Source organism: Psychromonas arctica (assembly GCF_038155225.1).
Classification (GTDB): domain Bacteria; phylum Pseudomonadota; class Gammaproteobacteria; order Enterobacterales; family Psychromonadaceae; genus Psychromonas; species Psychromonas arctica_B.
Genome location: NZ_JBAKBA010000052.1, coordinates 14,221 through 27,452, shown reverse-complemented (window position 1 = coordinate 27,452; position 13,232 = coordinate 14,221). Strand labels below are relative to the sequence as shown.

Annotated in this window: 5 protein-coding genes; 3 read left to right on the top strand and 2 right to left on the bottom strand. The window is 37.7% G+C overall.

Annotated features, from left to right (window positions below):
- Nucleotides 1–140 precede the first annotated feature (140 nt).
- Nucleotides 141–2,945, bottom strand: coding sequence for a hypothetical protein (locus V6255_RS16310; RefSeq protein ID WP_341629103.1), 2,805 nt, complete (start codon nt 2,943–2,945; stop codon nt 141–143).
- A gap of 14 nt (nt 2,946–2,959) precedes the next feature.
- The gene (gene gapS6a, locus V6255_RS16305) at nt 2,960–3,283 is read right to left on the bottom strand and encodes a GapS6a family protein (protein ID WP_341629102.1); all 324 of its coding nucleotides are present in this window, start codon (nt 3,281–3,283) and stop codon (nt 2,960–2,962) included.
- Between the two features lie 403 nt (nt 3,284–3,686).
- Between gapS6a and recC the strand changes: the two genes are divergently transcribed.
- Genes recC through recD form a run of 3 tightly spaced genes read left to right on the top strand, consistent with a single transcriptional unit; the run spans nt 3,687 to nt 13,206 of the window.
- Entirely contained in the window at nt 3,687–7,139 is a 3,453-nt protein-coding gene (gene recC / locus V6255_RS16300; protein WP_341629101.1) for an exodeoxyribonuclease V subunit gamma, read from the top strand.
- Between the two features lie 2 nt (nt 7,140–7,141).
- Nucleotides 7,142–11,059 (top strand): exodeoxyribonuclease V subunit beta, encoded by a 3,918-nt coding sequence (gene recB, locus V6255_RS16295; protein WP_341629100.1) that lies wholly within the window; start codon nt 7,142–7,144, stop codon nt 11,057–11,059.
- On the top strand, nt 11,056–13,206 hold the full coding sequence (recD, locus tag V6255_RS16290) for an exodeoxyribonuclease V subunit alpha (RefSeq protein WP_341629099.1): 2,151 nt from the start codon (nt 11,056–11,058) through the stop codon (nt 13,204–13,206). Before recB ends, recD begins: the two co-directional genes overlap by 4 nt.
- Nucleotides 13,207–13,232 lie beyond the last annotated feature (26 nt).

The following is a 13,232-nucleotide window of genomic DNA, read 5'->3' as shown; positions in this document are numbered from 1 at the left end:
TTGCTTGAAGGTAATCATTAATTCAGAAAAACTCAACGGGGAGAGGGGACGTAGCCATATTGAGCAAGGTTTTATTGTAACTATTTGATATTGCTTATTTCAATGAATAGCTGTCCAGTACTTTATTTCTGAGCCTGTTGTTATATATTATCAAGGGGTAATTTATTAAATTTACTTTTTCTTTTGAGGATATCTTCAGCCTCCATTGCATAGCCTTCTGAGAGCTCTCGAAGTGTCCTGGCGATCCTTTGATACCCTAATAACTCCAAAGCCTCAGATTTAGATTGATATACTTCTGATAACTTGATCTCAGGTTTTGCTTCTGGATCAATAAAGTGGACGCCACGAGAGTTATATACAGCCACTCTGAAAGCATCCCTAACACTATCTAATTCCCTTCTATTTAAGAATTCTGCTATGGTCGTATGTATCCATAATTTATCGTCATCTTCGGGTGAATTAATTAGATTTTTGCCCAAAACTCGCAAAGCTGAACTCAGGTGGCCTGATTCTTTTGTCATTTCAATTACATTATTAGTCCAGTTATCAAAGTCACTAGGTTGAAATCTTCCATCTTCTTGAGAGCCCGGAATTCTTTTCCATTCATCCAAAAGTTTGTATGCGTTATGAGCTATATTCTTCTGGGAATCACTCAGCTCCACTTCAGAAGCGTCTTTGTCCGAGTTATATGCAAGGCGGATTATTTCGCAGAAAAATTCGGGCTCATTTGAAAGTCTGCCTTCCAAATATTTAGGAGAGCTATTTTCATCTCTTTTTTGAGAGATTAGAGGCAAATATGCCCATTCTATTCTAAATCTGTCGTTATCCATTAGTTGATCGTTTGACTGAAGAAAATCAATAATTTCACCGATTTCATGACTATCCATGTTTGTGGTACTTTCTTTAGTATTGACCGCGCCAATTAAAGCATTTACGGTTTGCTCTAATCTTAATGTCTTTTTGGCGCGTAAAAGGCGGTAGAGGCAATGGATAGAGGGTAACGGCCTATTGTGCTTCAAAAGAAGATCAATGCTTCGATATAAATTGTCTTCGTCATCACAGTGGTATGAATAGGCAATTACATTTAACCAATATAAATGTTCGAAGTCCTGGCCTAATATCTCATCAACTTTATCCCAAGTTTTTACGTCGAAAGGTAATAAAAGTAGAATTCTAGAAGCATCTTCTACCTCCCAAGAACTCAGCTTAATATTTTCCAGAAACTGCCCTTTGGTAAGATAATTTCTCGTCCAAATATAACCTGAAATGTATTGTTTAGTTTTTACATCATCTTCTTTTAAATATTTTCGTAACAACTCTTCGTCATCAATCTCAATTATTGAAGCTAGCGAATTCCCTACAATATTTGAAGAGTCGACGGTTTGTGAAAACTGAAAAATCATTTCATAGCTGCCTTCAGAAAAAAGGTCAGAGATTGCTTCATCTCTCTCTTTTTTAATCGCTTCTTCTTGCTCTCTCCAATTTCCCTTTTCCTCATACAAATCCATGGTATTGTGAGTAAATAGCCTCTGATAGAGCAAAGTTTTATCTACTGGTTGTAAATTGGACACAACAGGACCAAGTTGATTAAGTTTTTCACTAGATAACGACCAATCTGCATCAGAGAATTTTTTATGCTTATTTATAAAACGTACAAGCTCAGACCATAGAATGTACTTATTTTCAGGGCTAAAATCGCTAACTGAATACTCTAAAAGAACCTTTATTGATGCATTAAATGCGTCATTGTGAAGATGATCTAAGTGTTCAACAAGTTTGGGCAGACGAGAGTTATCCTTTGCCGATAATTCAGCAACATAATTACCATACTCAATTACTTGTTCAGAATACTCTTTATCCGTAACTTCGTTTTTAAAGTCGTCAGGTATGAATTTTCTCCACTTAGGCTTACTAGTACCTGAAGTAGTACCATGATTGCTTGGGAGTAAACCCAGTAATACTTTCCATGCAGTTGCAGGAAACTCTCTTTCTAATGCTTTTAGAGATGCTAAACGTCTTTCAAAATTAGCTGTTGTATGAGGAAGCCATGGGAGTAAAATATCAATAATTGAATTTCCAGGCCTATTTGTCCAATTCCCACCTGGGTCATGACTGTCCATTTCCCCAAGAAGTACTACGCAGCGTGTTAAATATATTGGAGACCATGCAAGACTTTCTAAAGCCCACAATAGACCTGTCATGTAATTCGCACCGGTAATCCCACCTGTACCTTCTTGTGAGAAAAGTATATTGAATGGCTTATCTTCGTGAACAACTGCACTCTCAATTACATCCAAGAATGCATGTGGAGCCGCTTCAGCTATTATTGGTTGTATATCTTGAGTACTAGCCCATAACATCCAATCTGAGCTGTTGAATATCTCTTTGACTACAACGTTGGCAATATACTCTCCATAATTGCTAGCACAGTTAACTAATAGTTCTTTTTTTGTACTTATTAATGCTAGCCCTTCGGAAAGACCTTTGCGGATTGATGGGCTGTGAGATAGTACTTTTCCGTAGATAGAGGCACCAAACCGGTCCTCTGGTTTTAAATCAAACTTAGGATCAATCGAACTCAAAATTTTAATTGAAATATCTTTGAATCTATCTAGATGATCTTTATATAGTCTTGATGAAAAGATATCCCATGAGTCAACACGACTAGTAACAAACCAAACTCCTGAATCATGTTTTAAAGGACTATTATCTAAAGCTTCTATTTGTCTTATTTTAATAATCCAATTGCTGTATTTCTCATTAGTTATAAATTCAAGTGCAGCAATATCATCTTCTTTTGATTCATCCCAAGATCCAACAAGCACTGATATAGCAATATCGGTCTCAAAATCATTATTCCCAAAATTGTATACATTCATGTCTCGAGCAATATTGTGCCCCGTTCCAGAATGATTTTGTTTGAGGTTTGTTTCGTTATTACTCATGGTGCTGAAACCTTCTAGTTGGTGATTTTATCTCTACCTATATTATCTCCATTGCCACTATGGCTCTGAATAATATTAGTTACAGTTTGATCCTTTTTAATAGAGTTAATCAGTTCAACAAGGTTGGGAGCCTGATTAATCCTTTTATCTATTGCTGATTCACTTAATTCGTCAGTAAGATTCAGCTTGCTGATTTCTTCAGACAAAGCTGGAGCAACAACCTCATCGATTTCCCAGTCTTTAAGTTTTGTTTTAATTGTATCTGAGGTAACAGACACACCATGCTTTAACATGTCATACAAAAAACCCGACAAAACTACAGATGATAAAAACTCCATAAAATCTCCATATTTAATATTAAATAATTGATGTGTATTCGTTTTGAATTATCAAACTAAAACTATTCTGTATTTTAGGTATATACAAAGAGTTTTCTTCTTTATTTTAATTTGATATGAACTATTGAATTTAACAAACTAATTAAACTATTAAAATCTAAACTAAGCATTTTATTACCAATACAATGTTAATTGCCTTGTATTGACAAAAATACAGTGATTTAACAATCCAATTTCAGATATAGATAACAAAGCCTAAAACTGCTATTTATCTTTCACTTCCCAACCCAATGATTAAATTTACTTTTTTCATAACTCTGTTGATTACTCTTATGATAGTTATGGTATTTTAGAGCTACTATAATAAACAGCTAAAAAACAACTTTCTCAAAAGGTGGCACGTGTGTTTAAAGTCTATCATTCCAATCAAATAAGCTTGCTTAAAGACCTGTTGCTAGCGCTCATGAAACAATCTCCGTTGAGCCATCCTTTTGAAAATGAAACCGTATTAGTGCAAAGCCCGGGTATGGCGCAATGGCTGCAATTAGAGATTGCGCAATCTACTGGTATTGCAGCTAATATTGATTTCCCATTACCGGCGAGTTTTATTTGGCAGCAGTTTAAACATGTTTTAGACGATGTGCCTGATAACAGCCCATTCAATAAACAATCGATGACGTGGCAAATAATGAAGTTATTGCCTGATTGTTTAGAAGACGAAGACTTTAGTGCGTTAAAAGAGTATTTAGAAGACGATGAACACCTGCGCAAGCGTTTCCAGTTAAGTGGGAAAGTCGCCGATATATTTGACCAATATTTAGTGTATCGCCCAGAGTGGATTGATAACTGGGAAACATTGCAAGACAGTCAAGTCAGCTTAGAGCATTTACAACCAGAGTGGTTAGACACACACCTTTGGCAGGCTAAGTTATGGCGTTTATTAGTGAACAGTATTAAAGAAGGGTTCCAATCTCAAGGTAAAGCTTATCATCGTGCAGGTTTGTACCAAGACTTTTTAAGTACGTTGGCGACTAAAACTACCGAGCAGTTAACGCATTTGCCAAAACGTATTTTTGTTTTTGGTATCTCTTCTTTGCCTGAATCTTACCTGCAAGCGTTATTAGGGTTAGCTGAACATTGTGATGTGCATTTTCTATTAACGAATCCTTGTCGTTATTATTGGGGAGACATTGTTGACCCTAAACTACTAGCGAAACGTTTTGCTCAGTCTCGCCCTAAAGTGAGTGTGAAAGCGGGCGAAGTTGAACAGTTAAAAGCAAGTAGCTGGCAAAAAGATGAAGCACATTTAGCCTGGGCGAGCAGTGGCGATATTGAAAGTGAAGTGGGTAATCCATTATTGGCTTCAATGGGCAAAATGGGACGAGACTTTTTATATCAACTGTATAGCCTTGAGCAACAAGAGATTGATGCCTTTGTTGATATTGACCGCGACAGTTTATTACATAATCTACAGGCTGACATTTTAGATTTAACCGATAGCTCAACACAGACGTTAATAGATCCTTCACTGCGTATTGAAATTGATGACCATGATAATTCGCTGAGCTTACATGCTTGCCATAGTGTGATGCGAGAAGTCGAAGTATTACACGACAACTTATTAACCATGTTTGAGCAGGACTCTAAGCTGACGCCTAAAGATATTATCGTGATGGTGCCTAATATCGATGCTTATGCGCCTTATGTAGAAGCGGTATTTAGTCGTTCTGGCACAGGCATTACCATTCCATTCTCTATTTCCGATGTCAGTGCGCAACAGGAAAATCCGATTTTAGCGAGCTTTTTACAATTGTTGAATTTACAACAAAGCCGTTATACGCGAGAAGATATTTTAGCCTTATTAGAAGTACCTGCGATTTTAAATCGATTCTCTATCAAGCAATCTGAATTTGATTTATTACAACATTGGATCACCGAAAGCGGTATTCGATGGGGACTTAATGATCAATCCGCGACACAGTGGGAACTCCCTGCGTTAACACAAAATAATTGGTTGTTTGGTTTAAAACGTATGTTGTTGGGTTATGCCATGAGTGACAATCTCTTTGAAGGCATTGCACCTTACGATGAAGTGCAAGGGTTACAAGGCGATTTGCTCGGTCGGTTTATTGAATTTATTGATACCTTGATTGATTTAGAAGTGAACTTAAATAAAGAAGTAAGCTGTGCTGAGTGGCAACTGTTTATTAATCACTTAATCGATGATTTCTACCTTGAGGATGAAGATAACAGTGTGTTGTTCAGCCAAATACGCCAACAAATGCAAATGTTGTCTGAACAAACGGCACAGGCTAAGTTTGATCAGCCTTTATCGTTAATGGTGTTGGTTGAATATTTGCAAGAGCATTTGTCTAGCCAATCGAATAGCCAACGTTTCTTAGCAGGGCAGGTGAACTTCTGTACGTTAATGCCAATGCGTTCGATTCCTTTTAAAGTGGTCTGTTTGTTAGGCATGAATGATGGATTATATCCTCGTTCGTTATTACCAATGGGATTCGATTTGATGGTCGGCCATAGAAAACGTGGTGACCGTTCACGCAGAGATGAAGATCGTTATCTATTTTTAGAGGCGTTGTTATCGGCACAATCAAATTTTTACGTTAGTTACATCGGTAAAGATATCAGTGATAACAGTGAAAAAATGCCGAGTGTGTTAGTCAGCGAACTGCTTAACTATATTCAACAGAGCTTTATATTAACCAGCCAGCATGAAAGTTTGCTTGAGAGCGAATCATTGGATAATGGTCAATTAGAAAAACAATTATTGGCTTCGTTAATACATCACTACCCAATGCAAAGTTTTAGTGAACAGTACTTTCAAGGTAAGCAAATTACCTATCAACAATCTTGGTGGAATGCTTCTACTCAATTATCCGTCGATCAAGCTGAGATTAATCAACCTTTGCCTTTATTGCAAAATGAGTTGATAGAGTTAACGTCACTGATTCGATTTTTACAAAATCCTTGTAAGGCGTTTTTTAATCAAGGTTTAAATGTGTATTTTGAGATTGATGACATTGATCAAGAAAATGATGAACCGTTTGCTTTGGATAACTTGCAGCAATACATGCTCAAAAAACAACAATTTGAGAATGGACTCGATGACCAAGCTTTAACGGATTTATACGTGGGTTTACAGGCACAAGGTAAGTTACCCGTGGGTGAGTTTGCAACGTTAATTTTTAATAAAGACTTACAAGTCATGGTCGATTTAGCAGGCGTTTATAGCGGTTACTTTATTGGTGATATTGAACAGATAAATGTTGATATTCCGTTTGATCAAAAACGTTTAGTGGGTGCGCTTGATGACCATTGTGAAAATGGATTAGTGCGTATTAAACCGGGCAATATTAAAGGTAAAGACCTGCTGAAGTTATGGGTTGAGCATTTAAGTTATTGCATTGTGCATGGTCAACACCTTAACGCGACCTTGTTTGGTCAAACGAAAGGGCATTATTTTGAGGAAATTCCTGCTGATTATGCTCATCAACGTTTAGCTGAATTATTAGCTTTATATCAACAGGGGTTACAGCAAGCGTTACCTTTCTTTGTGGAAAGTGCTTACCAGTGGTGTGAAGCCGTTTGTAAATTACAAGCAAATGTCTTTGTGCTGGATGAGTTAAGTTTTGATACGCGCGCTGCTGGCCAACAAGCGGCGTTAAAAGTCTTTAATAATAGCCGTGGTTATGCGGAAGCAAATGACCCTTACATTAATCGTGTTTTTGAAAATATTGAAGATCATTGGCAACAATTTGAGTCGATAGCACTACAGGTATTTATGCCATTATTATGTAATTTGAATGATTTAATTTATGAGCAATGGGGCGGAGAATAATCATGAGTGAATATAATCTAAACCTCGATCTTAGCCTTGATGCTGCTAGTAGTGGAAGTGAAAGCACAGGTGTTGATGTTAGCGGTAATTTAACTGAGAGCAGTAGTCATATTTCGGTTACGCCTTTAGAAGCGTTGACCTTCCCCTTGTTTGGGCGTCGCTTAATTGAAGCATCTGCAGGCACAGGGAAAACCTATACTATTGCCAGCTTGTTTATTCGTCTCTTATTAGGACATGGTAAGCAAGAGTTAGGACATGGTAAACAAGAGTTAGATCATGATCAATCTGATGAAAATAAAGCAAAGCAAACAGCACATCATTGCCCATTAACTGTTGATAAAATATTAGTGGTGACCTTCACTGAAGCGGCAACCGCGGAATTAAGAAGTCGTATACGTGAACGTATTCGTGAAACCCGTTTAGCTTTTATTGCTGGTTCAAGTAAGGATGATTACTGCCAGCAGTTAATTGAAGACAGCATCAGTATTGAGCATGATATTCGTTTGTTACGTTTTGCTGAGTTGCAAATGGACGAAGCGTCTATCTTTACGATTCATGGTTTTTGTCAGCGTATGTTGCAGCAAAATGCCTTTGAATCGGGCAGTTTATTTCAACAGACGTTATTAGAAGATGACTCTGATATTTTAAGCCAAGCATGTAATGATTTTTGGCGAGCACATTTTTACCAACTCTCTACACCGTTAACTGAAGTTATTTATAGTTATTGGGCGCACCCTGAAGCGCTTAAATCTGAGTTACAGCAATGGTTGCCACGTAATGATTTAACCTTTATTCCTGCGATTACTGATTTTGATTTTAAAAGTAAATATGAAAAAAGCTTAAATGTAATTGCCGAGGTTAAACAAGCTTGGAATGCTGATAAAGATGATTATCAAGATATCATTACGCATTCCGGTGTTGATAAACGCAGTTACAGTAAAAAGAATTTACCTAATTGGTTTGAGCAAGTGAGTGCTTGGGCTGTGTCAGATAGTTTAGATTTAACCTTGCCTAAAAACTTAGTTAAATTTTCACAGGAAGAGTTACACACTAAAACCAAAAAAGGTGAAGCACCCACACATGCGACCTTTGTGTTAATTGAAGCTTTGCTTAAGCAAGATATCTCAATCAAAAATACCTTATTGATTAAAGCAACGCATTGGATAAAAGATAACTTACAAACCACTAAACAGCAGCACATGCTATTAGGGTTTGATGATTTATTAACGCGTTTAGATCATGCCTTACAAGTGTCTGCAGAAGGGCACCTGGGCAAGCAAATAAAACAACAATATCCCATTGCTTTGATAGATGAATTCCAAGATACCGACCCAGTACAATACCGTATTTTTGATACGATTTATGCTGATGCCAGTTATGTTGAAGGCAGTGGCACAGGTCTTGGTGAAGATGCTAGTTCAAATGAGCATGCTAACGGCGAACTACCGTTGTTTAATCAATCCGGTTTGTTCATGATTGGCGATCCTAAGCAGGCGATTTATAGTTTCCGTGGTGCAGATATCTTCACTTATATGAAAGCGCGTAATGCTGTGACTGCGCATTACAGTTTAGATAATAACTATCGCTCTAGTGCAGAAATGATTGATGCGGTGAATGGATTCTTTAATCATAAAACGGCGCCATTTATTTACGATCAAGATATTCCTTTTTTCCCTGTAAAAGCGCCACCGATAAAACGTAAAAAGCTGGTGGTTAATAATCCCGATGATGATCAACAAACTGCGTTACAGTTTTTGCATATTAATGGCGGGTTAAGCAGTGATGCATTTAGATATGCGAGTGCACAAGCTGCAGTCAATGAGATTAAAGCGTTATTGTTGTTAGCACAGCAAAACCAAGCTTATTTAGAAGATAGTGACGGTCATAAATCGCCTATTTTAGCGAACAATATTTCGGTGTTAGTGCGTACCGGTAATGAAGCGAATATTATTCGTAAAGCCTTGTTAGAAGAAAACATTAACAGTGTGTATTTGTCACTAAAAGAAAGTGTGTTTGCCAGTACTTTAGCCCAAGATTTATTACGCTTATTAAGCGCTTGTTTGCATCCAAGCAACGAACGTTATTTGCGTTCAGCCATTGCTTGTAAGTTGTTCTCGCTTACGCCTTATCAAATTCATCGTACTTTTTCTGATACCGCCAGTTGGGAATCTAAAATTGCTGATTTTGCTCGTTACAAAACCGTGTGGGAAGACAGCGGTATATTAGTGATGTTACAGCAGTGTTTTCATGAGCAAGGTATTAGCGCCAAATTATTAGCACAAAACCAAGGTGAGCGTGCTTTAACGGATTTATTACACCTTGCTGAGTTATTACAAAAAAATAGCATGGTCTATGAAGGTTCATTTGCTTTATTACGTTGGTTCAGTGAGCAAATTAGTAATGCTAAAAACGAGCAAGGCGAACAGAAACAACGTTTAGAAAGTGAAAAAGAATTAGTACAGGTGAGTACGCTACATAAATCCAAAGGGTTAGAATACGATATTGTGTTTATTCCATTTAGTGGTTTATATCGTGAACCTAAAGAATGTTTATTCCATGATAGCCAACAACGTTTGGTATTTGATTTAGAGGCGGACGATGCGAATAAAGAGCTGACGGCTAAAGAACTTTTAGCGGAAGATATTCGTCTGTTATACGTTGGTTTAACGCGCAGTGTGTATCGTTGTTACTTAGGGATTGGGCCGTATAAGAAAGGGCGCTCTAAAGCGACGCCACTCACTAAAAGTGCATTGGGTTATTTATCTATTAAAGCGGGTGAAGAGCTACAAGCAGGTGATGACCAAAATTTAAAACGTTTATTACAAAGCGTCTGCGATATGTCAGAAAATATCGGGTTACGTAATGCGCCAACGTTAATGACTGAAACCTACCAAGCGTTGAGTCAGTCTCCTGAACAATTAATTGCTCCTAGGCAGTTTACAGGGGCGATCGAGAAAAACTGGTGGGTAACAAGTTACTCAGCTTTATCTCGATTCCACAGCGCGCCTACTATTGAAGATAAAAACACTAAGAAAATTCCACAGGAAAGTGTCAAAGCAACGGGTGATATTTTATCTCAGCCATCTTTAGCAAGCTCCTTACCTTTAGCTGCTTCGCCATCGGGCTTGCCTCAAGACCCACAAACAGAAGCCTCAGCTTATAATGTGTTTAACTTTCCGAGAGGCGCTAAACACGGAACATTCTTACATGAGCTATTTGAAGAAATCGATTTTCAAGATAGCCCGTCAGAGAAATTAATTCCGTGGTTAACAGAACGTTTAACTATTAATAATTATGAACCTGTAGAAGAGTGGGCGCCGATTGTTAGCCAATGGATAACGCATATTTTAGATCATCGTTTAGTGGCGAGTGAATACCCTGAATTAACGTTATCGTCATTAACGGAGCAGCAAAAGAAAGTAGAGATGCAGTTCTTTATTCCGATGCAACCGATTGAAGCGTCCTCTATTAATAAGTTGATCATGCATTATGACCCATTATCAGCGCGTGCAGGCTTATTGCAGTTCAATCAAGTGCAGGGAATGTTAAAAGGTTTTATCGATTTAACTTTTGAGTATGAAGGGCAATATTTTGTATTGGATTATAAATCAAATTACTTAGGCGATAGCTTGCAAGATTACAATGACGATGCGATGGCAGAGGCGATCATTGAGCATCGGTATGATTTCCAATATCAACTGTACACACTGGCATTACACCGTTTATTAAAATCACGCTTAGAGGATTACGATTATGAAACGCATATCGGTGGCGTGTTCTATACCTTCTTACGTGGTATGCAAGGTGAAGAAAATGCGGGATCTTATTTTATTAAACCTGCTTTTGAGTTAATTGAACAATTAGATAAGTTATTAAGTGGCGAATTAAGTGCGCAACAATTGTTAGAGGATTTGTCATGAGTGATAATAAAAATAACGTTCTAAATGAAGGTATAAGTGACATTGAAAGTGCTGTTGTAAGCAATGTTAAAAGTGACGTTGTCAGCAACGCGGTTAATACAGTGGATATGTTAGCGCTGTTAAAACAATGGCAGTTAAATCAACAAATTCGTCCTATAGATTTTCATTTTGCGAAGTTTATGGCGCAATTAGGCGCGGATAACTTAATGCAATTAGCATCGGCATTGGTCAGTCAACAGCTTGGTGGTGGGCATATTTGTTTACCCATCGATAAAATAGGTAATCTATTCCATCAACATTGTTTGCAACTAGGGTTAGATTCACAAGCTGAAAGCGAACGTTTGCAAATCTCCTGTATTTTTCATGAACCTCAACAAACACATGCTGTATTAAATGAAAGCCTCTGTTGTGGTGACGATGCGCCTTTACGCTTGCAATATAATGCTTTATTTATGGCGCGTTATGCTGAATTTGAACAACTCATTTCAGATAAATTATTACAACCTATCGCAGTGCAAGTAAGTGATGAAAGTAAAGAATACTTAGAGTTACTATTCAAACCACAATATCAGTATTTATGGCAAGCATGGCAAAATGATACTACTCAATCAGTACAAATTTTATGTGAAAAGTATTTAGACGTTATCAATAATGCAGCGGTGGATTGGCCATCGGTACAAGCAGTGTTCAACAATACAACATCAGCTGATGAATTAGCGCCATTAGCGTCTATGATTACTAATAATGTTCGGTGTGATTGGCAAAAAATAAGTGCAGCTTTAGCGCTAACTTCTGCTCGTTGTGTTATTTCTGGTGGTCCCGGTACTGGTAAAACCACAACCGTTGTTAAGTTATTAGCGCTCTTATTACATTCGCAACCTGACTTGATTATTAAAATGGTTGCCCCGACGGGTAAAGCGGCGGCACGTTTAACGGAATCGATTACCAATGCGTTAACTGATTTGTCTTTAGATAAGGTCGTTGCACAACATATTCCTACTGATGCGAGTACCATTCATCGATTATTAGGTGTTCGAAATAACAGTGCGCATTTCCGTCACAATGAACATAACAAGTTAGTGTTAGATCTCCTGCTGGTGGATGAAGCGTCAATGGTTGATTTACCGCTAATGGCCAAACTATTAAGTGCGTTGCCCGATCATGCGCGTTTAATATTGCTAGGCGATAAAGATCAATTAGCCTCTGTTGAAGCGGGTGCGGTATTGGGCGATATCTGTTCGTTTATTGAATCTGGTTATAGTCAGCAAAAAGCGCAGCAATTAGTCGACTTAACAGGGTTTGATTGTTTACTAGACCAAGCAAAGCATACGCAAGTGAGTATGTCTGATAATTTATGCTTATTACAAAAAAGTTATCGTTTTGATCAGTTTTCAGGCATTGGTTATTTAGCTTCTGCTATTAATAAAGGCGGCGTAACCGCGGCTAAATTAGCTGCTTTGTGTGCTAAGTATGATGATTTAAGCCATTACTTAAATGATGCAGAAAGTGAAGTTACCTTTGAGCAATTAGTCATTGATGGTTATGGACCTTATTTATCAGATTTACCTGTGATTAATGAGGATAACCGAGAACGTGCAAAACAATTGCTACAACAATTTAATGATTTTAAAATATTATGTGCGACTCGAGAGCAAGAGTGGGGCGTTGATAATTTAAATCATCGTTGTGAAAAGATATTACAAAAAGCAGGCTTGCTAGCACGACGATTCGACCAAACACAAACTTGGTATATTGGACGCCCGGTGATGGTGACTGAAAATAGTTATCACCTTGGGTTGTTTAATGGTGATATTGGCTTGTGTTTACAAGATCTAACAGGTCAATTAAGAGTGTATTTTGTGATGCCTGATGGCTCAGTCGCTGATTTTCAACCTAGCCGATTACCGGCGAATCAAACCGTATTCGCGATGACCGTGCATAAAAGCCAAGGATCTGAGTTTAAACATACGTTATTAGCATTACCTGATTATGCGTTACCAGTGATGAATAGAGAGCTAATTTATACTGGTATTACGCGAGCTAAAAAGCAGTTAACACTAATCGCTGACTTATCATTGGTTGCAAGTTCGGTCAGGAATAGAGCAAGTCGAAACAGTCGTTTAACAGAGCGTTTAACTTTGCATTAAGCGGCTCAAGTGAAACTGTTTTTTGA